The sequence below is a fragment of the Nocardia sp. Marseille-Q1738 genome (assembly GCF_965283145.1).
Genome location: NZ_CBDIMS010000003.1, coordinates 654,316 through 679,333, shown reverse-complemented (window position 1 = coordinate 679,333; position 25,018 = coordinate 654,316). Strand labels below are relative to the sequence as shown.

The 25,018-nt window shown below is 68.1% G+C and carries 26 protein-coding genes; 14 read left to right on the top strand and 12 right to left on the bottom strand.

The window, feature by feature from the left end; all coding sequences use genetic code 11:
- Together ACWPXK_RS16765 and ACWPXK_RS16760 are read right to left on the bottom strand one after the other, a co-directional pair.
- Positions 1-260, bottom strand: a 260-nt coding sequence (locus ACWPXK_RS16765) for a hypothetical protein (RefSeq protein ID WP_454197027.1), incomplete at its 3' end; no start/stop codon positions are given.
- A gap of 324 nt (positions 261-584) precedes the next feature.
- A complete protein-coding gene (locus ACWPXK_RS16760; RefSeq protein ID WP_454197026.1) occupies positions 585-758 on the bottom strand; it encodes a hypothetical protein in 174 nt (57 codons plus the stop codon).
- A 487-nt stretch (positions 759-1,245) separates the two neighbouring features.
- Between ACWPXK_RS16760 and ACWPXK_RS16755 the strand changes: the two genes are divergently transcribed.
- The 5 genes from ACWPXK_RS16755 (at position 1,246) to ACWPXK_RS16735 (ending at position 4,032) form a co-directional block, all read left to right on the top strand.
- Complete coding sequence (locus ACWPXK_RS16755) at positions 1,246-2,136, top strand: helix-turn-helix domain-containing protein (protein ID WP_454197025.1); 891 nt, start codon at positions 1,246-1,248, stop codon at positions 2,134-2,136.
- A complete protein-coding gene (locus tag ACWPXK_RS16750; RefSeq protein WP_454197024.1) occupies positions 2,133-2,342 on the top strand; it encodes a DUF397 domain-containing protein in 210 nt (69 codons plus the stop codon). Before ACWPXK_RS16755 ends, ACWPXK_RS16750 begins: the two co-directional genes overlap by 4 nt.
- 185 nt (positions 2,343-2,527) lie before the next feature.
- Positions 2,528-3,052 carry a DUF3558 domain-containing protein gene (locus ACWPXK_RS16745; protein WP_454197023.1) on the top strand — a complete coding sequence of 175 codons (525 nt, stop codon included), beginning with the start codon at positions 2,528-2,530 and terminating at the stop codon, positions 3,050-3,052.
- A gap of 24 nt (positions 3,053-3,076) precedes the next feature.
- Positions 3,077-3,451, top strand: coding sequence for a hypothetical protein (locus ACWPXK_RS16740; RefSeq protein WP_454197022.1), 375 nt, complete (start codon positions 3,077-3,079; stop codon positions 3,449-3,451).
- Positions 3,452-3,609: 158 nt separating this feature from the next.
- Positions 3,610-4,032, top strand: a complete 423-nt coding sequence (locus ACWPXK_RS16735; RefSeq protein ID WP_454197021.1) for an EF-hand domain-containing protein — start codon at positions 3,610-3,612, stop codon at positions 4,030-4,032.
- Between the two features lie 164 nt (positions 4,033-4,196).
- On the opposite strand, the gene ACWPXK_RS16730 is transcribed toward ACWPXK_RS16735, so the two are convergent.
- The 3 genes from ACWPXK_RS16730 to ACWPXK_RS16720 are packed head-to-tail and all read right to left on the bottom strand — an operon-like array spanning position 4,197 to position 6,335.
- On the bottom strand, positions 4,197-4,862 hold the full coding sequence (locus ACWPXK_RS16730) for a GntR family transcriptional regulator (protein ID WP_454197020.1): 666 nt from the start codon (positions 4,860-4,862) through the stop codon (positions 4,197-4,199).
- On the bottom strand, positions 4,849-5,580 hold the full coding sequence (locus tag ACWPXK_RS16725) for a maleate cis-trans isomerase family protein (protein WP_454197019.1): 732 nt from the start codon (positions 5,578-5,580) through the stop codon (positions 4,849-4,851). Before ACWPXK_RS16725 ends, ACWPXK_RS16730 begins: the two co-directional genes overlap by 14 nt.
- Positions 5,581-5,594: 14 nt before the next feature.
- Positions 5,595-6,335, bottom strand: coding sequence for a maleate cis-trans isomerase family protein (locus ACWPXK_RS16720; RefSeq protein ID WP_454197018.1), 741 nt, complete (start codon positions 6,333-6,335; stop codon positions 5,595-5,597).
- An 86-nt stretch (positions 6,336-6,421) separates the two neighbouring features.
- Between ACWPXK_RS16720 and ACWPXK_RS16715 the strand changes: the two genes are divergently transcribed.
- The gene (locus tag ACWPXK_RS16715; RefSeq protein ID WP_454197017.1) at positions 6,422-7,387 is read left to right on the top strand and encodes a D-2-hydroxyacid dehydrogenase; all 966 of its coding nucleotides are present in this window, start codon (positions 6,422-6,424) and stop codon (positions 7,385-7,387) included.
- A gap of 27 nt (positions 7,388-7,414) precedes the next feature.
- Positions 7,415-8,800: an amidase gene (locus ACWPXK_RS16710; RefSeq protein WP_454197067.1), complete on the top strand. Its 1,386-nt coding sequence runs from the start codon at positions 7,415-7,417 to the stop codon at positions 8,798-8,800.
- A 45-nt stretch (positions 8,801-8,845) separates the two neighbouring features.
- Here the strand turns inward: ACWPXK_RS16710 and ACWPXK_RS16705 are convergent, their stop codons facing one another.
- On the bottom strand, positions 8,846-9,340 hold the full coding sequence (locus ACWPXK_RS16705) for a DUF3830 family protein (RefSeq protein ID WP_454197016.1): 495 nt from the start codon (positions 9,338-9,340) through the stop codon (positions 8,846-8,848).
- A gap of 146 nt (positions 9,341-9,486) precedes the next feature.
- Entirely contained in the window at positions 9,487-10,728 is a 1,242-nt protein-coding gene (locus tag ACWPXK_RS16700) for an aspartate aminotransferase family protein (RefSeq protein ID WP_454197015.1), read from the bottom strand.
- A 134-nt stretch (positions 10,729-10,862) separates the two neighbouring features.
- Between ACWPXK_RS16700 and ACWPXK_RS16695 the strand changes: the two genes are divergently transcribed.
- Positions 10,863-12,335, top strand: coding sequence for an NAD-dependent succinate-semialdehyde dehydrogenase (locus ACWPXK_RS16695; RefSeq protein WP_454197014.1), 1,473 nt, complete (start codon positions 10,863-10,865; stop codon positions 12,333-12,335).
- 112 nt (positions 12,336-12,447) lie between these two features.
- Complete coding sequence (locus ACWPXK_RS16690; protein WP_454197013.1) at positions 12,448-13,530, top strand: tartrate dehydrogenase; 1,083 nt, start codon at positions 12,448-12,450, stop codon at positions 13,528-13,530.
- Positions 13,531-13,742: 212 nt separating this feature from the next.
- On the opposite strand, the gene ACWPXK_RS16685 is transcribed toward ACWPXK_RS16690, so the two are convergent.
- Positions 13,743-15,329 carry a DHA2 family efflux MFS transporter permease subunit gene (locus ACWPXK_RS16685; protein ID WP_454197012.1) on the bottom strand — a complete coding sequence of 529 codons (1,587 nt, stop codon included), beginning with the start codon at positions 15,327-15,329 and terminating at the stop codon, positions 13,743-13,745.
- 93 nt (positions 15,330-15,422) lie between these two features.
- Between ACWPXK_RS16685 and ACWPXK_RS16680 the strand changes: the two genes are divergently transcribed.
- Positions 15,423-15,962, top strand: a complete 540-nt coding sequence (locus tag ACWPXK_RS16680; RefSeq protein WP_454197011.1) for a MarR family winged helix-turn-helix transcriptional regulator — start codon at positions 15,423-15,425, stop codon at positions 15,960-15,962.
- Here ACWPXK_RS16680 and ACWPXK_RS16675 read toward each other — a convergent pair.
- The 4 genes from ACWPXK_RS16675 to ACWPXK_RS16660 form a co-directional block, all read right to left on the bottom strand.
- Positions 15,909-16,610, bottom strand: a complete 702-nt coding sequence (locus ACWPXK_RS16675) for a metal-dependent transcriptional regulator (protein ID WP_454197066.1) — start codon at positions 16,608-16,610, stop codon at positions 15,909-15,911. The two genes, ACWPXK_RS16680 and ACWPXK_RS16675, sit on opposite strands and share 54 nt — an antisense overlap.
- Before the next feature lie 89 nt (positions 16,611-16,699).
- Positions 16,700-17,119: a hypothetical protein gene (locus ACWPXK_RS16670; protein ID WP_454197010.1), complete on the bottom strand. Its 420-nt coding sequence runs from the start codon at positions 17,117-17,119 to the stop codon at positions 16,700-16,702.
- Positions 17,116-18,300, bottom strand: a complete 1,185-nt coding sequence (locus tag ACWPXK_RS16665) for an aminotransferase-like domain-containing protein (protein ID WP_454197009.1) — start codon at positions 18,298-18,300, stop codon at positions 17,116-17,118. The genes ACWPXK_RS16670 and ACWPXK_RS16665 overlap by 4 nt, the downstream gene beginning before the upstream one ends.
- A 1-nt stretch (position 18,301) precedes the next feature.
- Positions 18,302-18,754, bottom strand: coding sequence for a cupin domain-containing protein (locus ACWPXK_RS16660; RefSeq protein WP_454197008.1), 453 nt, complete (start codon positions 18,752-18,754; stop codon positions 18,302-18,304).
- 434 nt (positions 18,755-19,188) lie between these two features.
- On the opposite strand from ACWPXK_RS16660, the gene ACWPXK_RS16655 reads away from it, so the two are divergent.
- The 4 genes from ACWPXK_RS16655 to ACWPXK_RS16640 all read left to right on the top strand — a co-directional run bounded on the left by ACWPXK_RS16655 (position 19,189) and on the right by ACWPXK_RS16640 (position 25,005).
- A complete protein-coding gene (locus ACWPXK_RS16655; RefSeq protein ID WP_454197007.1) occupies positions 19,189-20,160 on the top strand; it encodes a bifunctional riboflavin kinase/FAD synthetase in 972 nt (323 codons plus the stop codon).
- Between the two features lie 156 nt (positions 20,161-20,316).
- Entirely contained in the window at positions 20,317-20,586 is a 270-nt protein-coding gene (gene rpsO, locus ACWPXK_RS16650) for a 30S ribosomal protein S15 (RefSeq protein WP_159839097.1), read from the top strand.
- A 763-nt stretch (positions 20,587-21,349) separates the two neighbouring features.
- The gene (locus tag ACWPXK_RS16645; RefSeq protein ID WP_454197006.1) at positions 21,350-23,626 is read left to right on the top strand and encodes a polyribonucleotide nucleotidyltransferase; all 2,277 of its coding nucleotides are present in this window, start codon (positions 21,350-21,352) and stop codon (positions 23,624-23,626) included.
- A 38-nt stretch (positions 23,627-23,664) separates the two neighbouring features.
- The gene (locus tag ACWPXK_RS16640; protein ID WP_454197065.1) at positions 23,665-25,005 is read left to right on the top strand and encodes a M16 family metallopeptidase; all 1,341 of its coding nucleotides are present in this window, start codon (positions 23,665-23,667) and stop codon (positions 25,003-25,005) included.
- The last annotated feature ends 13 nt before the right edge of the window (positions 25,006-25,018 follow it).

Genomic DNA, 25,018 nt, shown 5'->3' with positions numbered 1-25,018 from the left:
CGCCAGTAGTGCTTGCGGACGGCGTCCCAGAGCCGGAAGTGGCGGGGGAACCATTCCCGCACTTGCGCCAGATCCGGCAACCCGCGTTCGTCGAAGGCGACAAGCCCGCATTGGCCCAAGGGAATCGGCACCATGTGGCCGTCGTTGCGCAGCCGGTAGGCGGGTGTCGTGTCGCGCTCGTCGCGCAGGAAGAGGATCTCGATGCGATGCCCCACCAGTCGCCATCCGGCGTGGGCGTCGCCGACTGTCGTCCGATGCAACGGCCTTTCACCACCCCGACGGTTCCGGTGGCGTCGTCAATTCCGAAAGCCGTTCCAGTACTTCACGTAGCGTTCGTGCGGACGGAATCGAGTCGGCAGGACCGGGCTCGTGGCGCGGAAACGGTATGCCCCGCGCGGCGGCGCGTTCACGCGGGCTGACCGCCTGCGGTGTCAGCTTTCCCGCCGACACCAGCGTGCGAAAGGCCGCCGCTTTCCACACGCAACGCTCGACGCGACAGGTCCGGTGCGCCCGCATCTGCTCATGCGCCAGAAGCACATCAGCATGCCCACAAACCTCGGGCGGGGTGATCAGAGCATCTCGGTTCATCGCCCCGACACCTCCTCAACGGCCGGTGCGGCGACACGTGCCCACGTGACCGGCGGACATACCGTTTCCAGGTCGAAGTCCTCGCACACCCGCGCGGGCCGGTCATCGACCTGGGCCAGGTCGTAGACCACGATCGCCGCCACATTCAGCCCGGCGGCGATACCGAGCACGAACCCGACCGGATCAGCACACCCATGCGGGGGCCGCACTGTGTACACGTACTGATAGCCGAGCGAATGGGCATGCCGCCGAACGGCAACCGCGTGCCGAGGTGCAGCCAGCCCCGATACGTCAGCCCGCACCAGCCCCAACGCCTTCGGGCGAGTGTCGCTGTGCGGTGGTGTATTTGCTTGTGTTCCTTCAATATTTGTCACGGCATCGTGCCTTCTGTGGTGGTGCTTTCGAATGAGCCGACGGTCTGGGCGGTGACCGCGCTCAGAACAGTTGGGAGAGCGAGGAAGACCGTCGGGGTGACAGGCTCCGTTCGCGCTCTCGATGTGCCTTCACGACTGTCGAGTGACACGAGTACACACTTAGGAGAAGGGAATTGGAATCCTCAGTCATGGGATGCAGATATCCTGATGCCAGACTTCCTGCGCGGAGGCCCCCATCTGAGCCGTTCCAATAATTGGGTCAATAGATAGCGAGGCTTACGAAATGAGCGTTCCTGGCAGCACACTGTCTCGTCGCGCCCTCGGCCGTGAGCTGCGGCGGCTGCGAGAAGCGAAGAAGATCAAGCAGGCTGAAGCCGCGAGAGTGGCCGAGCTGTCGCCCCAGTCGATTGGGCGTATCGAGGAGGGCCAGTCGACTCGTGTCACGAGCTTTCAGGTGAACGCTCTGTGCGACTTCTACGGTGCCAGCGATGCCGAACGCCATGCGCTGTTGGGATTCGTGCACGAGATCAGGGCTGCGCGGGAGCGCGGTGGAGGCTACTGGCGCGCCTATGCCGATGAAATCGCAACGGACTTCGACCACTATCTAGCGCTGGAGGAGTCGGCACGACGTCTGACCGCATGGAAGGTCACGATCGTTCCGGGGCTACTGCAAACTCCTGAGTACCGACGCGCGCTGGCCTGGACCGAGTCGCCAGGGGTGCCCCCAGAGCAGATCGAGAAGCGCATCGAGCTGGCAACACGCAGACAAGCGCTCCTGGAAAAGCCCGACTTCACCGTTGATGTTCTGCTGTCAGAAGCCGTATTACGCGACCAGGTCGGCGGATCGGCGGTGATGGAAGGTCAGATGCGGCATCTGGCAAAAATGGCTGAGCTCCCTAATGTTTCAATTCGTGTGGTGCCCTTTGCGGCGCCGAGTCATCTCGGCTCGCTTGTGGGGTCGTTCTTCCTCTTGGAGTTTCCAGCGCTGCCGCAGTCCAAGATCGTAGAGCCGCCGATCGTCTATGTGGAGGAGTATGCGGGCGATCTGTACCTAGAACGTGACGCCGAGGTGGAACGGTATCGTCATGCACTCCGTGAGATCAGCCGTGTAGCGTTGGATCCAGGCAAGTCCAGGCGGCTGATCCTGGAAGTAGCGAAGGAGTATGCCGGGTGAGCATCGACCTATCCAGGGCGAAGTGGTTCAAGTCCAGTCGAAGCAGCTCCCAGAAGGAATGCGTCGAAGTCGCCTGGCTCGATGCTGGTCACGTTGGTGTCCGTGATTCGAAGAACCCGACCGGCCCGGCACTGGTCATTGCGCCGGGCGAATGGGACGCCTTTACCGCAGGCGTGAAGAACAACGGATTCACCCGGCCTGCCTGACCAGTCGAACCGCTTCACGAGCAGTCGGCCGTCGTCTACTCCTGTCGGCACAATCTGAGCCGTTCCGGGTCGAGAGGGCGGAAGTGGCCGCCGAATCACGCTGGTGCTGCTCGGTTTCCTGTGTTGCGATGCCGGTATAGTCGCTGAGGACGATCGATTGGCGCACTAGTAAGCAGGGGGTAGGCATGCGGCCGATCACAGGCGCAGTCCTCGTAGCGGGCCTGTTGGTCGCCGGGGCGGCGTTGGCCGGGTGTGATTCCGCGGACGGTGATCCTCAGCCCAGCACAACCACAGTCTCAGCAGTCCTGTTCAACCCCTGCACCGGCATCCCCGACAGCGCGTTGCGGGCTGCGGGGGTCGACCCGGCCACTGAGGAGAGCGGGATCGCGGGCGTACACCAGTCCGGGTGGGAGATATGTGGGTGGAAGGGCAAGCGCTACTCGATAACCGTCTACTCGACAGCTAAGCCGCCCGCCGAAATCTCGGGCAAGGCGGGCAACACCGGCCAGCGGGATGTCACGATAGCTGGGCGCACGGGGACAGAATTTCGGTCGGAGAACTGGGACCGTGGATGCAATGTCGTCTTCTCCGCCGGGCAGGGTGCGGTGCACCTCCAGGTGTTGGGACGTGTGTCCGACGACAATCCGGAGGATCCGTGCGCGACGCTTGCCCGCGTAGGTGAAGCGGTCGTTCCGAGTCTGCCTGAATAGCGATCAAGAGGGAGGGGAGTTCCGGTGAGTGGTGCCGCGAACTGGCAGAAATTGGCCGCGCAGGCGAGGGCTGGGGAACTCTATTTGCATGATGAGGAAGCGGCGCGGGCCTGCCTTTCGGCCTGTACCAAACGTATCGAGGACTTGGAAGAAATGATCGCGCTCGTTTGGCGGGTCGAGACGGTGTCGGGCTTCGGCGATTTCGACATGGCTCGAGCGCTAGAGGCGAAATTTCGGAGCCAGGCCAGCGACGCCGACCATTCCCTGAAAGAAGTCCTCGAGCAGGACATCGAAGTCGTCAAGAACATGCGCGATGTCATGGCGATCTCCATCGCCCGTCTTAGGGGCCAGGATTACACCAACTCGGCTGCCATCACGGCGATCATCGAGTCGATGTAGCCCATGGACCGACCATGCGCGCCCGAGCGGCTGGGCGTTGCCCACTGCGAATCGGAGCCGCACCGCCCCAATGGAATCCGTACAGTGTGTGCGGTGGCCGTCGTACGCGGAGTCCAGTGGCGGCCACGGGTTGGCAGTGGCGGCGAAGGTAGTGGGCGATGAGTGAACGACCGGTCGATACGTTCGGGTTGTGGGACCGGGACGGCGACGGACTCGTCTCGGTGGCGGATATCACGACGGGTATCCGAGAGCTCGGCTTGGAGGTCGATGAGGAGGCGGTCGAGCGGATGGTTGCCGCCGCTGACACCAACGGCGACTTCCTGGTCTCCCGTGCGGAATTCGACGCCGCGCTGGCCGGTGGCCGCATCGAGGTAACCGACGCCGACGCCGCCTTCAAGGTCTTCGACGTCAACGGCGACGGCCGCATCTCGGTGGAGGAACTCGAATCGCTCATCCGCCACGTCGGCGCAGGCCGCATCGACGAACCGGCCGACGCCTTGCTGGCCGCGGCCGACCGCGATGGCGACGGCTATCTGTCGCTCGCGGAATTCCGCACGCTGCTCGATTTCCTCTCTCGTTAGCCGGGCCGCGGCCCCCCGAGAGAGCCGCATGAACGGCGTAGCCGGAGGCGTTCGTCGGTGGCCTGTGGCGGGCCGAGCGAAAGCAGAGGCAGCCGCAGAACAGGCGCAGCCGGACGTAGTTCGTCGATAGCCCGCGCCGGGCCGAGCGTAGGCGAGGCAGCCGCCTAACTGCCGATCTGGTGGCGGAGGCGCTGCACGGCGTCGTCCATGTGCTCGACGAGGAGGGCGCGAGCTCGGGCGGGCGCGGCGGTGGCGATCGCCTCGCGCAGGTCGACGTGTTCGCGGGCCTGTTCGCGGAGGTCGGGGTAGGTGGTTTGCAAGGCGCCCAGGCACATTCGCGTCTCGATCAGCAAGGTGCGGGCGGCGCGCACCAGCCGCGGGCTGGCCGCGCTCTCCACCAGAGCCTCGTGGAAGGCCTGGTCGGCGTCGGACACCCCGACCGCGTCACCGCGTTCGGCGCACGCCACCATCTCCTCGACGCTGGGTCCGAGTGCCTCGTAGGCGATGGGGCGGCGGCCGTCCAGGATCAGCTCCAGCGCGCCGCCTTCCAGCGCCGTTCTGGCCCGGTAGATGTCGATGACGTCGTCGAGGCTCAGTTCGATGACGAAGATCCCGCGGTGGCGGATGCTGTGCAGCAGGCCCTCGGACACCAAGCGCTGCATGGCCTCGCGCACCGGCCCGCGCGAGACGGCGAACTGCGCGGCGAGATCCGCTTCGCCGAGCTGCGATCCCGGCGGGAGGTTGCCGCGCATGATTGCCTCGCGGAGCCGATCGGCGATCATCTCCGCGGTCGACTGCCGGTTCACCGGCTCGAAATCAACGACGGACATCGATCTGCCTTTCCGCGAACAAGGTGCCGAACCCGGGAACGACCGGGTCGGCGCCGGCCAGCCGCAGGCCTGCCCAGATCGTGACCTGATTGGCTGTCAGCACCGGTTTGCCCAGCGTAGCTTCCAGGTCCGGCAGCACCGCCATGGTGTGCATAGCGGTGTCGGGAACGAGCAGCGCCTGCGCGTCCGGGTGGTCGTTGTCGACCGCCAGCCGCAACACCTGGGCCGGGGTGAGCGTGCCGACCTCGGCGGCGGTGTCGATACCGGCGCTGGACATCGAGACGACGTCGATGCCCGCGTCGGCGAGGAATGCCACGAAAAGCCGGGCGACGTCGTCGGGATAGCTGGCCGCGACCGCGACGGAACGCAACCCGAGCATTCGCACGGCATCGACGAAGGCGAGACTGGTGCTGGTCGCGGGGACGCCCGCCACCCCGGCCAGTGCGCGCACCTGCTCGCGAGCGCCCGTGGGTCCGTAGACGAAACTGCCGGAGGTACAGGCCCAGACCACCGCGTCGGGCCGGTGCCGGGCGAGCAGTGCCGCGCCGACGCGCAACTTCTCCGGGCTGCCCAGTTCGAGCAGTTCGGGGACGGCGTGCAGATCGGTGCCGTAGATGTGGGCTACCGGCAGGTGTGCGCCGAGGGCCGCCGCCGCGAGCGGGTAGTCGCCCTCGGCCGCGTGGTCGGGGTAGATGAAGCCGACGGTGGGTGCGTGCATGCGATGTTCTTCCTTCAGAAAACGTTGAGTAGCCACTTGCCCGGGCCCATCATCGGCAGCTTCATCCGGCCGAGGCAGGCCCACATGGTCAGCTGGTTCGCGGTGAGCACGGGTTTGCCGAGCGCCTGTTCGAGCGGCTCGATGACGTCGTAGGTCGGCAGGTTGGTACAGCTGACGAAGACTGCCTGCGCGGTGGGATCGTCGGCGCCGGCGATGCGTTCGGCGATGGTGCGGTAGCTGACCTTCCAGATGCCGCCACCGAGCCCGAGGTGATCGGAGCGCACCACCGCGCACCCGGCCTCGGCGAGGAATTCGTGCAGCTTGTGCGTGAGGATCTCGTCGTAGGGGGTGAGTACCGAGATCCGGGTGAGCTGCAAATGGCGGATCACCTCCAGCAACGCGCCCGACGTGGTGACCGCGTCCTGCGCCCCGGCCCGGCAGATGGTCTCGCGCAGCGACTTCTCGTAGGCCAGGCCCTTGATGAAGCTTCCCGACGTGCACAGGTAGGCCACCACCTCGGGCTCCACGTGCAAGACGTTGCGAGTGGCCGCGGTCAGGTGGGCCGCATCGGACACGAGCTCGGCCATCTCCAGCGACACCGGCACCGGTTCATAGGGAGTGCGGGCCAGGTGCAGGCTGACCTCCAAGGGCGCCCAGCGCCACAGCTCCCGTTCCAGTGCGAGGTCGAACGGAGCGATGATCCCGATGCCCCGTTGCGCGACGGGGCCCTCCAGGTCGGGAAAGCTCAGATCCACTGCGGCCCCTCTCGCGCTCAGCCGGGACGACCTCCGAACACGATCGGATTGTTGACAATCATACGATGTGATCTTAGTGTGTCAATGTGGATCAGGGCCCGATTGTCACCGTCCTGCACAGTGACAGTGTGCCCGACATCGACCGCATGGCCCAGGTGGCAGACCGTGCCACGGTCCGGTACACGGAGGCCTCCGGCCTCGCGGACGCCCTGCGCGGAGCAGAAGTGTTGTTCGTCTATGACTTTCGCACTCGCGCGCTGCCCGGCGCGTGGTATGCCGCCGACCGGCTGCGCTGGGTGCACATGGGGTCGACCGGCGTCGACCCGGCGATGTTTCCCGAACTGCGGGAGAGTGCTGTGGTGCTGACCAATACCCGCGGCCTCTTCGACTCGGCGATCGCGGAATACGTACTCGGACAGATTCTGGGGTTCGCCAAGGACCTGTCCGGATCGCTGCTGTTGCAGCAGCGGCACGAGTGGCGTCATCGGGAATCCGAGCGCGTCGCGGGCACGAACGCGCTGATCGTCGGCACCGGCTCGATCGGACGCCACATCGCCCGCTTGCTGCGCGCGGTCGGGATGACGGTGCGGGCGGTGGGCAGGCGCGAACGCTCCGGGGACCCGGATTTCGGCGTCGTCGCCACCGATCTGCACGCCGAACTGGGCCGGGCCGACTACGTCATCGCGATCGCCCCGCTGACCGAACAGACCAGGAATATGTTCGACGCCACCGCTTTCGCCGCGATGCGGCCGCACGCCAGGTTTGTCAACGTGGGCCGCGGGGAACTCGTTGTGACCGACGATCTCGTCGCCGCGTTGCGCACCGGATCGATCGCCGCGGCGGCGCTCGATGTGGTGAATCCCGAGCCATTACCGGCCGATCACCCCCTGTGGGAACTGCCGAATGTCCGGATCACCCCGCACAACTCCGGTGACGTCGTCGGATGGCGCACCGAGATCGTCAACACGTTCGCCGAGAACTTCGACAAATGGATCACCGGACGCCCGCTGGACAACGTGGTCGACAAAAGGCTGGGGTACGTACCCAGCTGAAGGAGCCCATCCATGAGCTACCCCGACATGAACTCTCCCACCGATCCGACCGCGATGACAGCGGTCGAACTGGTCTCCGCCTACGCGGCCGGCGCCCTGTCGCCGGTCGAGGCCACCGAGGCGATCCTGCGGGCGATCACCGATCGTGACGGCGCGCTCAACGCGTTCTGCCTCGTCGATCCCGATCGTGCCCTGGTGCAGGCGAAGGATTCCGAGGCGCGCTGGCAGTCCGGGCACGCCCGCGGACTGCTGGACGGCGTGCCGATCTCGATCAAGGACGTCTTCCTGACCGAGGGCTGGCCCACCCGGCGCGGATCCACCTCGATCGACCCGGCTGGGCCGTGGCCGGTGGACAGCCCGGTGGCGGCGCGGCTGCGCGAGGACGGCATGGTCTTCCTGGGCAAGACCACCACCCCGGAGATCGCGTGGAAGGCGGTCACCGACAGCCCGTTGACCGGCATCACGCGCAACCCCGCCGACCCGTCCACCACAGCGGGCGGATCCTCCGGCGGCAGCGCCGCGGCCGTCGCGGCGGGCATGGGGCCGGTCTCGGTGGGCACCGATGGCGGTGGCAGCGTGCGCATTCCGGCCGCCTTCTGCGGCATCGTCGGGTTCAAGCCCACCTATGGCCGGATTCCGCTGTACCCGGCCAGCCCTTTCGGTCCGCTGGCACACGCGGGCCCGATGACCCGCACCGTCGAGGACGCGGCGCTGCTGATGGACATCCTGTCGCTCCCCGATCCGCGCGACCCGACCGCGCTTGCCCCCACGGTCGCTGCCTTCCGCGGCGAAATGCAACGCGACGTTCGCGGTTTGCGCGTGGCGTACTCGCCCACGCTCGGCTATGCCGAGCTCGACACCGACGTCGCCGCGGTCGTCGACGCGGCGGTGGCCCGCCTCGCCGAGGCCGAATTGCTCGTCAGCGCCGCCGATCCCGGCTTCGGCGATCCGCGTGAGGCCTTCGAACTGCTCTGGGCGGCGGGGGCGGCCACCATGCTGTCCGGCTTCCCGGAGGGGACGCGTGAGCGGGTCGACCCGGGACTGCGCGCGGTGTGGGAGCGCGGCGAAACCGTCAGCGCCGTCGACTATCTCGCCGCCCGCAACGTGGCGGCGCAGCTAGGCATAACCATGGGGGCGTTCCATACCGACTACGACGTCCTGATCACTCCGGCCGTGCCGATTCCCGCGTTCGCGGCGGGCCACGACGTGCCGCCCGGCAGCGGGCTGCGCAGCTGGCCGCAGTGGACGCCGTTCACCTACCCGTTCAACCTCACCCAGCAGCCCGCGATCAGCATCCCGGCGGGCGCCACACCCGCTGGTCTTCCGGTCGGGCTGCAGATCGTCGGTCCGCGTCACTCCGACGATTTGGTGCTGGCAGTGGCCCGCTACGCCGAATTCGTGCTGGCCTCCTGAACCGGAGTGGCCCCGCGGGTGCCGCGGGGCCACGGGTTCGTTCGGTCAGGCGCGGGCGAAGGCGAGTGTTTCGCCTTGGACTCCGTGCAGCCACAGGGTGTTGCATGCCGCGGCCATCTCGGCCAGGCCTTCCTCGATCGTGGCGAAGACGTTGCCGGGCACCCAGCCGAGGTCGCCGTTGATCAGCAAATTGTTGCGGCCGTAGAACAGCGCGAGGTCGGTGGCGCCGTGCTCGTGCTCGGCCGCGGAGCCGGGTTCGTAGCCGTAGGCCGGATTGCCGATCTCCCACGGTTCGAAATCGAACAGGCACACGTCGCCGGGGATCGGCGTGACGGTCGGGTTCTCCCGATGCGGGGCCGCGCCGATCCGCGGGAGCAGGGTGTACACCTCGTTGCGGGCGTACTTGGCGTGGAACGCGTCGCCTTCCTGCGGCAGCGCGTTCCACACCGCCGCACAGGTGCGCGGCGCCTCCTCATCGAGCAAACGGGCGCGGCAGGTTACCGCGGCCTTGGTGAGAGTGATGGTGATGTAGCGGGCCATGCGGTCCTGCTTCCTGATTTGTACCCGCCGGGCAGGCACGGGTGGAGTCGGGGACAACGGCGGAGTTTGCCGGGCAGGAATAGCGGGCGAGGACACCGGCCGGGTCGCCGCACAGGCGCGGCGGGGCACCGGCGGTGGTCGCCGGGCTACAGCTCGGCGAGGACCTCCGACCAGATGGCGAGCGCGTCCTCGATCTGAGTGTCGGTCACGATCAGCGGCGGAATCATCCGCACCACGTTCATCTGCGCGCCGCAGGTCAGCAGCAGCAGTCCCTTGGCCACCGCGGCGCGCTGCGCGGCCGCGGCGGTGACCGGATCGGGTTCGCCGGTGGCCGTGGTGAATTCGGCGCCCGCCATCAGTCCGAGACCGCGCACGTCGCCGATCGCCTTGGTGGCGCTGTCGCGCAGACCGCGCAGCAACTGCGCGCCCCTGGCCGCCGCATTCTCCACCAGCCCTTCGGATTCGATGACGTCCAGCGTGGCGATCGCCGCGGCGCACGCCACCGCGTTGCCGCCGTAGGTGCCGCCCTGCGAGCCGGGCCATGCCCGCGCCATCAGCTCGCGCGGCGCCGCGATACCCGACAGCGGGAACCCGCTGGCCAGCCCTTTCGCGATGGTGATCACGTCCGGCCGCACACCGAAGTGCTGATGGCCGAAGAACTTTCCGGTACGTCCGAAGCCGGTCTGGATCTCGTCGAAGACCAGCAGGATGCCGTGCCGGTCCGCGCGTTCCCGCAGTCCGCGGAAGAACTCGGTGTTGCCGGGGATGTAGCCGCCCTCGCCGAGCACGGGCTCCACGAGGAATGCGGCGGTCTCGGCGGGGGAGGTGAGCGTGGTGAACAGGTAGTCGAGTTCGCGCAGCGCGAAGGCGGTGGCCTCCTGCTCGCTCCAGCCGTAGCGGAACGCGGTGGGGAAGGGCGCGACGTGCACGCCCGGCATGAGCGGGCTGAATCCGGCGGAGAACCGGGTGCCGGAGGTCGTCATCGTGGCGGCTGCGACGGTACGGCCGTGGAAACCGCCGTGGAAGACGATGACGTTCGGCCGTCCGGTCGCCTGGCGTACCAGCCGCAGCGCCGCCTCGACTGCCTCGCTACCGGAATTGGCGAAGAACAGCGCGTCCAACCCCTCCGGCAGCACCGTGCCGAGGCGGTCGATGAGTTCCAGCAGCGGCCGGTGCAGGACGGTCGTGTACTGGCCGTGGATCAGCGAGGCGACCTGCGCCTGCGCCGCCGCGACCACGTGCGGGTGGCAGTGGCCGGTGCTGGTCACGCCGATACCGGCGGTGAAGTCCAGGTATCGGCGTCCGTCGGTGCCGTAGAGATAGCACCCCGACCCGTGGTCGACGGTCACCGGAGTGGCCTGTTTCAGGACGGGCGATAGCTCGGTCATGGTGATTCGCCTCCCGGAGCGGGTGGGGTGAGTGGCGTGATTGTCTATTGTCGGATTGTCGACAATATGCATAACATGGCCGCACGGGTCGCAGCAATGGCCGAACGCCGCCCGGTCGAGAGGAGCTACCGACGATGCTCACCGAAAGCCCCCTGAGCACAGCCGAACGAGCCGCGATCGACACGGTGCCGCGCGGCCTGTTCATCGACGGTGAGTGGCGTGCGACCGCCCGATCGCTCCCTGTCTTCGATCCCGCGACCGGCGAACTGCTCTGCTCGGTCGCCGACGCGGACTCCGCCGACGGCCTCGCGGCCTTGGACTCGGCGTGCGTTGCGCAACCGGAGTGGGCGCGCACCCCACCGCGAGAGCGCAGCGACCTGCTCATGCGCGTCCACCGCGCGTTGCTGGCCGAGACCGAGCGGCTCGGGCTGATCGCGACGCTGGAGATGGGCAAACCGCTGGCCGAGGCGCGCGGCGAGATCGCCTATGCCGCGGAGTTCTTCCGCTGGTTCGCCGAGGAGGCCGTGCGCTTGGACGGCGGGTACCTGCCCGCGCCGACCGGCGGCTCCCGCTTCCTGGTGACCAGGCAGCCGGTCGGCCCCAGCCTGCTCATCACGCCGTGGAACTTCCCGATGGCCATGGGGGCGCGCAAGATCGCTCCCGCCCTCGCCGCAGGCTGCACCTGCGTGGTGAAACCTGCCGAGCAGACACCGCTTTCGATGCTGGCGCTGGCCGAGATCATGGCCGCCGCCGGGCTGCCCGCCGGGGTGGTCAACGTGATCACGACCGCCGACCCCGCCGCGGTGATGACGCCACTGATCCGCGACCAGCGCTCACGCAAGCTGTCCTTCACCGGTTCGACGGCGGTCGGCAAACAACTGCTCGCCCAGTGCGCGCAGACGGTGATGCGCACCTCGATGGAACTCGGCGGCAACGCCCCGCTGCTGGTATTCGACGACGCCGATCCGGACGAGGCGGTCGAGGGCGCGCTCGCGGCGAAGATGCGCAATATCGGCCAGGCATGCACCGCCGCCAACCGCATTCTGGTCCAGCGCGGCGTCGCCGACGTCTTCGCACGCAGGCTCGCCGATCGGATGGCGGCGCTGCCGATGGGTCGCGGGACCGAACCGAACGTGGTGGTCGGCCCGTTGATCGACGCCGACGCCGTCGCCAAGGTGCAGCGCCTTGTCGACGACGCCCGCGCTCGCGGGGCCACGGTGCTCATCGGAGGGACGGCGCTGGACGGTCCCGGCACCTTCTACCCGGCGACAGTGCTGGTCGACGTCCCCGACGACGCCGAACTGTGCCACACCGAGATCTTCGGCCCGGTCGCCGCGATCGGCGTCTTCGACACCGAGGACGAAGCGGTCGACCGGGCCAACGACACACCGTACGGGCTGGTGAGCTACGTGTTCACCGAGAACCTGCGGCGCGGGCTGCGGGTATGCGAGGCGCTGGAGACCGGCATGGTGGGACTCAACCAGGGTGTGGTGTCGAATCCGGCCGCGCCGTTCGGTGGCGTCAAAGAGTCCGGGCTCGGACGCGAGGGTGGGCTGACCGGAATCGATGAATTCCTGGAGACCAAGTACATCGGAGTGAAGTTGTGAGCCGGTTTGCCGAGCCGCGCGCCTTCCAGCCGATGACCACGGATAGTCGGAACCAGGACCACAGCCCGGCTGGAGACGCCAGTGCGGGGGCGCAAGCGGAGAGGAACCCCGGGTGAGCGGATACCGGATCGCGACCATCCCAGGCGATGGCATCGGCGTCGACGTGACCGCGGAGGCGGTGCGAGTGCTCGACGCGGTGCTGCCGGGTATCGAGTGGACCGAATTCGACTGGTCCTGCGAGCAATACCTGCGCACCGGCGCGATGATGCCCGTCGACGGTCCGGACCGGCTCACCCGATTCGACGCGATCCTGCTCGGCGCGGTCGGCTTTCCAGGGGTGCCCGATCATGTTTCGCTGTGGGGCCTGCTGATCCCGCTACGCCGCGCCTTCGGTCAGTACGTCAACCTGCGGCCGGTGCGGTTGCTGCCCGGCACCCGATCGGCGCTACGCGACCGGACGGCCGCCGACCTGGACATCCTTATCGTGCGGGAGAACTCGGAGGGCGAGTACTCCGAGATCGGCGGCATACACAATCCGGGCCGTCCCGACGAGTTCGTGCTGCAGGAATCGGTGTTCACCCGCGTCGGCTGCGAACGGATCATTCGCTACGCCTTCGACCGAGCCGCGGAACGTCGCGGGCGCCTCTGCTCGGCGACCAAATCGAACGGGCTGATCCACTCGATGCCCTACTGGGACAGTGTCTTCGATCGAGTCGCCGCCGAGTACCCGCAGGTGACCACGCGCCAGATGCACGTCGACGCGCTGGCCGCCGAAATCGTGCTGCACCCGGACCGGCTCGACGTCATCGCCGGTTCGAATTTGTTCGGCGACATCCTCTCCGACTTGGCCGCCGCGGTCACCGGCGGGCTGGGCCTGGCGCCGTCGGGCAACATCAATCCGGACCGCAGTGCCCCGTCGATGTTCGAGGCCGTGCACGGCAGCGCTCCCGACATCGCCGGTCAGGGGATCGCGAATCCGGTCGCGCAGATCCTGGCGGGCGCCATGCTGCTCGATCATCTCGGCGAGTCCGCCGCGGCTGCCGCGATCGACCGAGCGGTCGGCGACGTGCTCGCCGCGGGCGAGGTCCTGACCCCCGACCTCGGCGGCACCGCCACCACCACCGACCTCGGCAGCGCCATCGCCACCCGCGCCGCCGAGCTGATCCGCCGACCCACCACCACCGCCCGCACCTGACCCGTTCTGCGAAAAATACGGTTCGACAGCAAAGATTTCGGTTGCCCGCGAGGCTCGTCCGGACCACCGGGGGGCCGAACGACCACCGGTCCTTCGAGCTGATCGACCCGGCCGGCACCCCAGCGCTATCGCAGAATACCGGTCGAGCGATACCCGGCCGCGGCAGAACGGAGAACGCCTACAGCCGGGTACCGCTCGACAGCAACGGCACATCAGGTGGCAGGGGCCGTGGAGGCAGGAGCGGGCGAGTCGGTGTCGGCGGAGATGAACGCGGTCGCCGCCAGCGCCAAGAACAGGAGTGCGGCACACGCGTAGCTGGCGATCGACAGGCCGCTGCTCATCGCGTCCCGCGCGGCGTCGGCGGCCAGGGCGGTCGACGGGTCGGTCGCGAGCGCCGGTATCTGCGAACCCGCACTGGCGGTCACGCTTTCGCTGAGCTGATCCGCGTCCGGTGATCCCGCGAGCCGATCGCGCAGGCCGGTGCCGAGCACACTGAAGAACAGCGTCGTGAGCACCGCGATACCGAGCGCGGAACCCAGCTCACGCGCCGTGCTCTGAATGCCCGACCCCTGACCCGCGCGTTCGATCGGAACGTCGGCCAGCACCACATTGGTCACCTGCGCGGTGGCGAACCCCACGCCGATCCCGTAGACGAACAAGGCGACCGCGATCGCCCACCAGCGGGTCTCGGTCGCCGCGATCAGGCCGAGCAGCACCAGTCCGCCCACCTCGAGCAGCAGCCCGATCCGTACCTGCGCGAGCGCCGAGAGGCGCAGCGAGAAGCTGGCTCCACTGGCGCAGAAGCTGCCGGCCGCGAGGGCCACGAGCGCGAGCCCGGCCTGGAAGGCGCTGTAGTCCAGCGTGAATTGCAGCCACAGCGGCAGCACCGCGATGATGCCGAACTCGCCGAGTCCGACGATGAGCGTGACCACGTTGCCGGTGCGGAACGAGGAGATGCCGAACAGTTCGACGTCCATCAGGGGCTCCCCGCCGCCACGCCGCAGCGCCACCTGCCTGCGCCAGAAAGCTGCCATCGCGAGTCCCGAGGCCAGCAGGGCGATCAGTACCGGCGATGGGCCACTTTGCCAGGTGAATTCACCGATGGTGAGCGGTTCGACAGTCCGTACCCAGCCGTGCGACCTGCCTTCGATCAGCGCGAATGCCAGCAGGCCGAGCCCGGCCACGGACAGGGCGGCGCCGACCCGGTCGACGCGGCCGGGAATACGCGGTGCGGCGGGCAGAGACCGCAGAACGCCGAGGGCGACCACCGCGACGAGCGGGATGTTGATCCCGAACGCCCAGCGCCAAGAGAAGTCCGCGAGCCACCCGCCCAGCAACGGCCCCACCGCCGCGGCGGCGCCGATCGTCGACCCCCAGATCGCGAAGGCCTGTCCGCGCGCCTTGCCCGTGAAGGCGGTGTTCACCAGTGCCAGCGAGGTCGGCAGGATCATCGCCCCGCCGATGCCTTGGGCGAACCGGGCCGCGATGAGCAGTGTGCCGTTCGGCGCGATCATCGCCAGCAGGCTGGTGAGTCCGAATACCGATAGGCCGATCAGAAAGAATTTGCGGGCGCCGTGCAGGTCGGCGAGGCGTCCGCTGAGCAGGAGCAACGCGGCGAAGACGATCGCATACGACTCCTGGATCCATTGGGCTTCGATCGAGGTTATCGACAGGTCCTCGATGATCGGCGCGACGATCACGTTGACGATCGTGATGTCCACGACGATCAAGGCGACGCCGAGGGAGACGGCGATCAGGCCCAGCCAGACGCGTGCGGGCGGGCGATCCGTGGTGTCCAATTTACCTCCATGGTGAAGTAACTTCACGATGAAGATAATTTTCGGCGGGTAGGTTGTCAATCCGGGACCACGCGGACGAGGAGGAGAAACCGAATGGCGAAGCAGGGGCGCGACGGCATCGCCGAACAGCGGGAGCGGCTCGTCGAAGGGCTGCGTGCCTATGGTGCGAGCTTCACCGAGCTAGGCCGCCGCTTCGCCGTCGAACTCGGGGTGCACACCACCGATGCCTTTGCGCTGCTGGAGATCTCGTCGGCGGAGGCGATGGGCACGCCGCTGTCACCCGCGCTGCTCGGCAAACGTATCCGGCTCACCTCGGGCGCCATGACCGCGTTGCTGAACCGCCTCGAGCGCGCGGGCTATGTGACCCGGACTCGGGAGCACGCCGACCGGAGGGTGGTCACCCTGCGCAGCAGCGAATCCGTCAAGCAGATCGGGGACGAGTACTTCGGTCCGCTCAACGCGCGCCAGGACGCCGTCCTCGCCGAGTATCCGCCGGAAGTGCTGCGGCAGTTCGAGGACTTCCTGAGCCGGATGCGGGCCACACTCGACGACCGGCTGGCCGCGGATACACCGGAACGGTCAGCTGGTGAGCCAGATCGCCTCGGCGGCGGGGCGGCCCAAGTCGGTCGGTGACTCCGTCGCGCCGATGCGGATGGCGATGGTGCCGGCGAAGTCGCGGCGTTCGACGACCGCGATGGTGGTGTCCAGGGCGATGCCGACGGAGTCGAAGTAGCGCAGCATGTCCGGGTCCGAGTCGGAGATCCGGGCGACGCGGCCGGATTCGCCCGCGGCGAAGTCACTGAGCCGGCGCGCGGGCGGGGTGGGCACCGCGCCGTCCACCGAGGGGATCGGGTCGCCGTGCGGATCGCGGTCGGGATAGCCGAGTTTGGCGTCGATGCGCGCCATCAGCAGTTCGGAGACCGCGTGCTCGAGCACCTCGGCCTCGTCGTGCACCTCGTCCCAGCCGTAACCGAGCTCGTTGACCAGGAACGTCTCGATCAACCGGTGCCTGCGCACCATCGCGACGGCGGCGCGGCGCCCTTCGGGGGTCAGGGCGATCGCACCGTAGCGGGCATGCTCGACCAGCCCTTGGTCGGCCAGCTTGCGCACCGCTTCGGAGACGGTCGAGGCGGACACGCCGATTCGCTCCGCGAGCAACTTGGTGGACACTTTCTCCTGCGACCACTCCTGCGCCGTCCAGATCACCTTCAGATAGTCCTGGGCGACCGAGGAGAGCACCGGCGCGATAGTCGTGGTACCACCGTGGGCTTCGCCTGGCACAGAGGTGTCGGCCAGCTCGCGTCGCGTGGCGATATCTCGTTTACCGGGCACACACCCGAGCTTAGGCGGGGCGGTGCCGATATACACAGTCAGACATCCCGAGCGCGCGAATCCCCGCGGTCGGTGAACGCCGTGCCATCGAATCTCCGGCCGGTCAGCAGCGCGGTCGCGGGCGGCCGCAGCGGCGCACCCGCGAGGTCATAAAACGTTGCTATGGCTGATCCGGAGAACCGGTCGCCGGTCACGTCGAGTTCGAACGCGACGATCCCTTTGCCGACCACGGCGGGGTCGGCTCGATCGACGACGAACTCCAGGAACGCACCGGTGACGCGGTCTCCATCGGAACGCCACGTGCCCATGCCGTTGCTGTCGCTGGTGGCGCGATTGCCCCGGTCCGGATTCGATTGCAGCATCGTCCCGCCGGGATGGAACTGCATCACGTGGTAGGCGAACGGGGCCCCGTCGGCGATCACCTCCCAGGTGCCGAGGATCGGATGCTGATCACTCATATGGCGTCCGCGCAGAGGGCGGCCAGCTTCGCGATGCCACCGTCGATATCGGCCCGCGGCACGTTCGCGAAGCTCAGCCGCATCGTGTTGCGGTGGTCGGCGTCGTCGGCGTAGAAGACGCTTCCCGGCAGGAAGGCGACGCCCTCCCGCAGCGCCGTGCCCAGCAGCGCGTCGGCGTCGAACCCCTGCGGGCCCTCGACCCACAGAAACATCCCGCCCTCGGGCGTGACCCACTGGAAGCCGGGCGGAAAGTGCCGCTGCACGGCATCGGCCAGGGTGTCCAATTTGGCCGAGTAGACCTCGACGACGTGAGCGAGGTGCGCCGCCCCCGCCGCGCTGCCCAGGAACTCGGCGGCAATCGCCTGGCAGTACGTCGACGTCTGCATATCGATGCCCTGTTTCAGGGCGAGCACACTGCGCAAGAGATCCGGAGGCATGACGGTGATGCCGACACGGAGTGCCGGGGCAAGCGTTTTCGACAGCGAGGTGATGTAGATCGAATTCTCCGGTGCGAACGACGCGAGCGCAGGCGGTGACACGCCGCGGTAGCGCAGGTCGGTATAGACGTCGTCCTCGACCACCAGCGTGTCGTGACGAGCGACGATCCGGGCGATCTGTTCGCGCCGTGTGGTCGGCATGGTTCGCCCGGTCGGGTTCTGGAAAGTCGGCAAGAGGTACACGAATGCGACGTCATATCGGGCCAGTGCTTCATCCAGCGCTTCCGGCACGATTCCGGATTCGTCCGACGGCACCCCCACAACGGTGGCGCCGTGGCTACGGAATTCTTTGACCGCGGGCCCGTAGGTCGGGGTTTCCACCAGTACCACGTCATGGGGGTCCAGCAGCGCCAGACAGATGTTGTGCAATGCGCCGGATCCGCCCGTGGAGATATGCAGGCTATCCAGTGCGCATCGAATATGGCGGTTGCGCAAAAGGTTTCGGGCTTCATCCAGCAGCGGGCCGAATCCCTGGGTCATGCCGTACTGGAGAACGGCGCTTCCGTACTTGCCGATGACGTCCTGGGACAGCGTCGAGACGAGTTCGCCGGGCAGCAGTGCCGGGTCCGGCGCCCCGACGGCGAAGGAGACGACGTCAGGGCGCCCTGCGAGCGCGGCGAAGATGTCGTCGATCGGCCCGCTGGCCACCGCGGCCGCGCCGCTGCTGCGTCTGACGAGCGCCATCTCACGAACCGGCCCGGTCACGGCGCAGGCGGGCAACGACTTCCGGCACGCGGGCGTCGTATTCCGGCGTCAGCACCACGTCGTCGTTGAACAGCGGATCGGTTCGCATTTCCAGCGCGACGAGGTCGTCGGCCTCGGCCAAGTTCACCGCGACATGCACGACACCGTCCGGAATGTAGATGAACTCGCCGGGACCGTGGAAATAAGGCGTCAGGTCCGGACCGACCAGCGTGACCGCGCTACCGCGTAAGCAGACGACGACGATCTCGCTGTGCGCGTGGTAATGCGCTTTCGATACCCCGGCGGGAGCCATGTTGACCATGCCCGCCGAGATGCCGGTCGCGCCACAGGTTTCGGTGGTGACGCAGGGGACGAGGCGTTGTCGCTGCCGCCCGATTGTCTCGGCCGAATCGGACGGGTTGATCACACGAACCTGCTTGACTGCGCTTTTCATGGCTACTCCGGGGGCACTTCCGTCGCCGACGAATTCGGACGCTAGACCATTCCCGCCACTGGGGCGAGACGAGCTTCTCGAGCACGGAAAACCGTGGATGTACCCGCTCTTTCGGGAATCCGTCCGGTGCGTTTCGGGCGGGCGAAGTTTTCCGTCGGCGATGTCGCGAACCGCGACGTTGCGGCGCAACGATCCACGCCATGCGGGCGGGCGCGGTCATCGCTCGGCTATCTCCCGGATACGGGCGGGCATCCCCCGGAAGGCGGATCCGTTGTGATCACGCGATCTGCGTGCTCCCCGCAGGGCAGACGGTGCGGACGGGCCGAGGCCCCCTGCACCCCGGGATAGCTCGTCGGTTCCCGGCATCGGAACCGTTGTGTGACGTCAGCACGCCGGAATACTGTTCGCTACCTGATATGCGTAGGCTGCGCACTGTGCAGAGATGGCGAAGTCTCGACGAGGTGCCCGCGGATTGGGGGCGCTGTGTCCTCACGATCGGTGTGTTCGACGGTGTGCACCGCGGCCACGCGCAGCTGATCAGCCGGGCCGTGAAGTCCGCCGCCGCACGCGGCGTGCCCGCGGTACTGATGACCTTCGACCCGCACCCGATGGAGGTCGTGCGCCCCGGCTCGCATCCGGCTCAGCTGACCACCCTGACCCGCCGCGCCGAATTGGCCGAGGAACTTGGCGTCGACGTGTTCTGCGTCATGCCGTTCACCCAGGAATTCATGAAGCTGACCCCCGCCCGTTACGTCCACGATCTGCTGGTCGAGCGTCTGCACGTGGTCGAGGTGGTGGTCGGTGACAACTTCACCTTCGGCAAGAAGGCCGCCGGGACGGTCGAGACCATGCGCGAACTCGGTCACCGCTTCGGTTTCGAGGTCGATGCGGTCACACTGCTCAGCGAACACGCGGTGACCTTCTCCTCGACCTACATCCGCGCCTGCGTCGACGCGGGCGACATGGCGGCCGCGGCCGAGGCGCTGGGCCGCCCGCACCGGGTCGAGGGTGTGGTGGTGCACGGCGACGGCCGCGGCAAGCAGCTCGGCTTCCCGACCGCGAACGTCGCGCCGCCGATGCACGCCGCGATCCCGGCCGACGGCGTGTACGCGGGGTGGTTCACCGTGCTCGGCCCAGGCCCCACGATCGGCACCGTCACACCGGGCGAGCGGGCCATGGCCGCCATCTCGGTGGGCACCAACCCGACCTTCTCCGGCCGGGCCCGCACGGTCGAGGCGTACGTGCTCGACCGCGAGGCCGACCTCTACGGCCAGCACGTCGCGGTCGATTTCGTCGAACACGTCCGCGGCCAGCGCAAGTTCGACTCGGTGGACGAGCTCATCGAGACCATGGGCCGCGATGTGGAGACCGCGCGCAAGATCCTGACCGCCGTCGACGATCGGTGAGCGCCGGGCCCGCATGCGGGGAACCGGCCCGCGATTTCGGCGGAGACGTCCTGGTCCGGTAGGGTGGATCCTCGGGTTTGCTGCGGTCCGCGGCGGCGCCCGCACCGGGTAACCGGATCTTCGAGCGCGGAACTGAGAAACAGGAGTGGATGCCCCATGGCACTGACCACCGAGCAGAAGTCGGCGATTCTCGCCGAGTACGGCCTGCACGAGAAGGACACCGGTTCGCCGGAGGCGCAGATCGCGCTGCTGTCCAAGCGGATCGCCGACATCACCGAGCACCTGAAGAAGCACAAGCACGACCACCACACCCGCCACGGTCTGATGGCGCTGATCGGTCGTCGCAAGCGGCTGTCGAAGTACCTGCAGGACAACGACATCAACCGCTACCGTGCGCTGATCGAGCGCCTCGGGCTGCGTAGGTAATTGCAGCGCCTGCGGCGCTGCGTGTTCGCGGCCCCCTGATGGCTCGCGTCCGAGCGACCGCCGCTGGCGACTTCGTCGCGGACGCGTCGGCCGCTCGGACGCGAGCCGGGCCGCGAACGGGCAATGCTCGATCTCGCTCCGCTCGAAAACGGGAGTTGAGCCGAGCGGCAACGCAGCGCGAAAACCGCAGCACCTGGCCGCGAACAAAGCAATGCTCGGTCTCGCTGACGCTCGAAAGCCGGAGCGGGGCCGACGCGTCGCGGGTGGGAGACCGTGCCACTCGATGTTCGCGCCACCTGTTGGCTGGGTGCCGGTGAGTCGCGTGGCCGTGCGGGGCTGAACCGGGTGCTCGATCGATGCTCTGGGGCCTGATTCCCGCGGCGGTTCGAGGGCTCGAGTGATAGCTCCATCCGTGCCGTAGCCGAGGCGGTCGATAGCTCGGCGAACGGGGAGACGTACAATCTTTTCGTTGGCTACTTGTGGATCAGGGGCGGATCTGTCCCGTCGCACGACAACATTGCACAGCCGTATGCACCCGCCCGCGTGGCGTCGGTCTTCGGTAGTGGCCTTTCGGCCGTGGATTCGCGCCGTCGGGCTTCGATCGATGACCGCCTCCGCGTCGCCGTCTCCAAGGGGATTCGGCCGGGTGTGCGCGTCGCAGCCAGGAGGGTTGCCGCGCGCCCGTACCCGGTACGGCTGACGACAGCCGGATCGCGCCCACCGGGCGCTCGAGCCGGCGAAGACGAGAGGTTGAGAGAGAAGAATGACCGAAACAACTGAACGCAAGAGCTCCGCCGTCGAGGTCGAGCCGGGCGTTTTCGAATCCGTCGCGCTGATCGACAACGGCGCCTACGGCACCCGCACCGTCCGGTTCGAGACCGGGCGCCTGGCCCGGCAGGCCGCCGGTTCGGTCGTCGCCTACCTGGACGACGAGACCATGCTGCTGTCGGCCACCACCGCGGGCAGGCAGCCCAAGGAGCAGTTCGACTTCTTCCCGCTGACGGTCGACGTCGAGGAGCGGATGTACGCCGCGGGCCGCATCCCCGGATCGTTCTTCCGCCGCGAGGGCCGTCCCACCACCGACGCGATCCTCACCTGCCGCCTGATCGACCGTCCGCTGCGTCCGTCCTTCGTCGACGGTCTGCGCAACGAGATCCAGGTCGTGGTCACCGTGCTGAGCCTGGACCCGAAGGATCTCTACGACGTGGTGGCGATCAACGCCGCGTCCGCGTCCACCCAGCTCGCCGGCCTGCCGTTCTCCGGCCCGGTCGGCGGTGCGCGCGTCGCGCTGATCGAGGGGCAGTGGGTGGCGTTCCCGACCACCGAGCAGCTCGAGAACGCCGTGTTCGACATGGTCGTCGCGGGCCGTGTGGTCGAGTCCGGTGACGTCGCCATCATGATGGTCGAGGCCGAGGCGACCGAGAACGTCATCGCGCTGCTCGACGGCGGCGCGCAGGCCCCGACCGAGGCCGTCGTGGCCGAGGGGCTCGAGGCCGCCAAGCCGTTCATCGCCCGCCTCTGCCGCGCGCAGCAGGACCTGGCCGAACTGGCCGCCAAGCCCACCGAAGAGTTCCCGCTCTTCCCGCCGTACGGCCAGGACGTGTACGAGGCCGTCGAGGGCACCGCCAAGCGCGAGCTGGGCGAGGCGCTGAGCATCGCGGGCAAGCAGGAGCGCGAGGAGAAGATCGACGAGATCAAGCTCGCCGTGCTCGATCGCCTCGGCGACGACTTCGCCGGGCGCGAGAAGGAGCTGGGCGCGGCGTTCCGCTCGGTCACCAAGAAGCTGGTGCGCCAGCGCATCCTCTCCGACGGCTTCCGCATCGACGGCCGCGGTCTGGCGGACATCCGCGCGCTGTCGGCCGAGGTCGCGGTCGTGCCGCGGGCGCACGGCTCGGCGCTGTTCGAGCGCGGTGAGACCCAGATCCTCGGCGTCACCACGCTGGACATGGTGAAGATGGCCCAGCAGGTCGACTCGCTCGGCCCGGAGACCAGCAAGCGCTACATGCACCACTACAACTTCCCGCCGTTCTCCACCGGTGAGACCGGCCGCGTCGGTTCGCCCAAGCGCCGCGAGATCGGCCACGGCGCGCTGGCCGAGCGGGCGCTGATCCCGGTGCTGCCCAGCCAGGAGGATTTCCCGTACGCCATCCGTCAGGTCTCCGAGGCGCTGAGCTCCAACGGCTCCACCTCGATGGGCTCGGTGTGCGCCTCCACCCTGTCGCTGCTGAACGCCGGTGTGCCGCTGAAGGCGCCGGTCGCCGGTATCGCCATGGGCTTGGTGTCCGACACCATCACCAATGACCAGGGCGAGGACGAGGTCCGCTACGTTGCCCTGACCGACATCCTCGGCGCCGAAGACGCCTTCGGCGACATGGACTTCAAGGTCGCGGGCACCCGCGAGTTCGTCACCGCGCTGCAGCTGGACACCAAGCTGGACGGCATCCCCTCGCAGGTGCTGGCCGGCGCGCTGAGCCAGGCGCACGACGCGCGCACCACCATCCTGGACGTGATGGCCGAGGCCATCGCCACCCCGGACGAGATGAGCCCGTACGCGCCGCGGGTCACCGCGATCAAGATCCCGGTCGACAAGATCGGCGAGGTGATCGGGCCCAAGGGCAAGGTGATCAACCAGATCACCGAGGACACCGGCGCCAACATCTCCATCGAGGACGACGGCACCGTGTTCGTCGGCGCGACCGACGGCCCGTCGGCGCAGGCCGCGATCGACGCGATCAACGCCATCGCCAACCCGCAGCTGCCAAAGGTCGGCGAGCGCTTCCTCGGCACGGTCGTCAAGACCACCGCCTTCGGCGCGTTCGTCTCGCTGCTGCCCGGCCGCGACGGCCTGGTGCACATCTCCAAGCTGGGCAACGGCAAGCGGGTGGCCAAGGTCGAGGACGTGGTGAACGTCGGCGACAAGCTGCGCGTGGAGATCGCCGACATCGACAACCGCGGCAAGATCTCGCTGGTGCCGGTCGACGAGACCACCGAGGAGCCCGGCGACGACGCGGCCGATGCGGGCTCGGCCGGGACCGAGTAGTACTTGTCTCTGTGACGAAGAAGAAGACGACAACCCCTCTGCTCAACACCGGGCGGGGGGGTTCGTCACTCGAGCTGCGGGTGGACACGGACAGCGGAGTGAAGCGCACCGTGCTGCCCGGTGGATTGCGCGTGGTGACCGAGCACCTGCCCGGGGTGCGCTCGGCGTCCATCGGCGTCTGGGTCGGAGTCGGGTCGCGTGACGAAGGCCCGACCGTCGCGGGCGCCGCGCATTTCCTGGAGCACCTGCTGTTCAAGGCGACCCCGACGCGGTCGGCGCTCGACATCGCCGAGGCGATGGACGCGGTCGGCGGCGAGCTGAACGCGTTCACCGCCAAGGAGCAGACCTGCTACTACGCGCATGTCCTCGACGAGGATCTGCCGCTGGCGGTCGACTTGGTCTCCGACGTGGTGCTCAACGGTCTGTGCCGGTCGGTGGACGTGGACGTGGAGCGTCAGGTGGTGCTCGAGGAGATCGCGATGCGCGACGACGACCCCGAGGACCTGGTCGGCGACTCATTCCTGAGCGCGCTGTTCGGCGACCACCCGATCGGGCGTCCGGTGATCGGCTCGGTCGAATCCATCGAGGCCATGCGCCCGTCCCAGCTGCGGTCCTTCCACGTGCGCCGCTACCGTCCGGACCGGATGGTGGTCGCGGTCGCGGGCAATGTGGAGCACGACCACGCGGTGGAATTGGTGCACCGCGCTTTCGAGAACCAGCTCGATCCCGCGGCGACGCCCGCGCGGCGGCGCGAGGGGCGGTTCCGGCCGCACAGCGCCCCGCAGCTGCACTGGAGTCGTCGAGACAGCGAACAGGCGCACCTGGCTTTCGGCGTGCGTGCCTTCGGACGGCACGAGGGCGAGCGGCGCTGGCCGCTGTCGGTGCTCAACACGGTGGTCGGCGGCGGGCTGAGTTCCCGGCTGTTCCAGCGCATCCGGGAGGAACGCGGGCTGGCCTACTCGGTGTACTCCAGCGTCGACACCTTCGCCGACACCGGTGCGTTCTCGGTGTACATCGGCTGCCAGCCGGAGAACCTCGGCAACGTGGCGGCATTGGCGCGCGGCGTGCTGGAGGAGGTGGCGGCGGACGGCATCAGCGACGCCGAGTGCGCCCGCGCGAAGGGCTCGCTGCGCGGCGGTCTGGTGCTCGGCTTGGAGGATTCCGCTTCACGAATGAACCGGCTCGGGCGCAGCGAACTCAGTTACGGCAACCATCGCAGCGTGTCCGAGACCCTGGCCCGCATCGACGCCGTCACCACCGACCAGGTTTCCGCTGTCGCGCGGACCCTGCTGGCGCGGCCGTTCGCGGCGTCGGTCGCCGGGCCGTACCAGCGCACCCGTGAGCTGCCCGCGGCCGTCCGGCGGCTGGTCCCGAGCTGATCTCGGTGGGCCG

Bases quoted from the DNA above. Each gene is read 5' to 3' on its own strand.
- ACWPXK_RS16705 (WP_454197016.1), bottom strand. From the start codon at position 9,340: ATGGCCCGCTACATCACCATCACTCTCACCAAGGCCGCGGTAACCTGC.
- ACWPXK_RS16735 (WP_454197021.1), top strand. From the start codon at position 3,610: ATGAGTGAACGACCGGTCGATACGTTCGGGTTGTGGGACCGGGACGGC.
- ACWPXK_RS16695 (WP_454197014.1), top strand. From the start codon at position 10,863: ATGCTCACCGAAAGCCCCCTGAGCACAGCCGAACGAGCCGCGATCGAC.
- ACWPXK_RS16700 (WP_454197015.1), bottom strand. From the start codon at position 10,728: ATGACCGAGCTATCGCCCGTCCTGAAACAGGCCACTCCGGTGACCGTC.
- ACWPXK_RS16745 (WP_454197023.1), top strand. From the start codon at position 2,528: ATGCGGCCGATCACAGGCGCAGTCCTCGTAGCGGGCCTGTTGGTCGCC.
- ACWPXK_RS16710 (WP_454197067.1), top strand. From the start codon at position 7,415: ATGAACTCTCCCACCGATCCGACCGCGATGACAGCGGTCGAACTGGTC.
- ACWPXK_RS16730 (WP_454197020.1), bottom strand. From the start codon at position 4,862: ATGTCCGTCGTTGATTTCGAGCCGGTGAACCGGCAGTCGACCGCGGAG.
- rpsO (WP_159839097.1), top strand. From the start codon at position 20,317: ATGGCACTGACCACCGAGCAGAAGTCGGCGATTCTCGCCGAGTACGGC.
- ACWPXK_RS16665 (WP_454197009.1), bottom strand. From the start codon at position 18,300: ATGGCGCTCGTCAGACGCAGCAGCGGCGCGGCCGCGGTGGCCAGCGGG.
- ACWPXK_RS16680 (WP_454197011.1), top strand. From the start codon at position 15,423: ATGGCGAAGCAGGGGCGCGACGGCATCGCCGAACAGCGGGAGCGGCTC.
- ACWPXK_RS16660 (WP_454197008.1), bottom strand. From the start codon at position 18,754: ATGAAAAGCGCAGTCAAGCAGGTTCGTGTGATCAACCCGTCCGATTCG.
- ACWPXK_RS16645 (WP_454197006.1), top strand. From the start codon at position 21,350: ATGACCGAAACAACTGAACGCAAGAGCTCCGCCGTCGAGGTCGAGCCG.
- ACWPXK_RS16725 (WP_454197019.1), bottom strand. From the start codon at position 5,580: ATGCACGCACCCACCGTCGGCTTCATCTACCCCGACCACGCGGCCGAG.
- ACWPXK_RS16755 (WP_454197025.1), top strand. From the start codon at position 1,246: ATGAGCGTTCCTGGCAGCACACTGTCTCGTCGCGCCCTCGGCCGTGAG.
- ACWPXK_RS16670 (WP_454197010.1), bottom strand. From the start codon at position 17,119: ATGAGTGATCAGCATCCGATCCTCGGCACCTGGGAGGTGATCGCCGAC.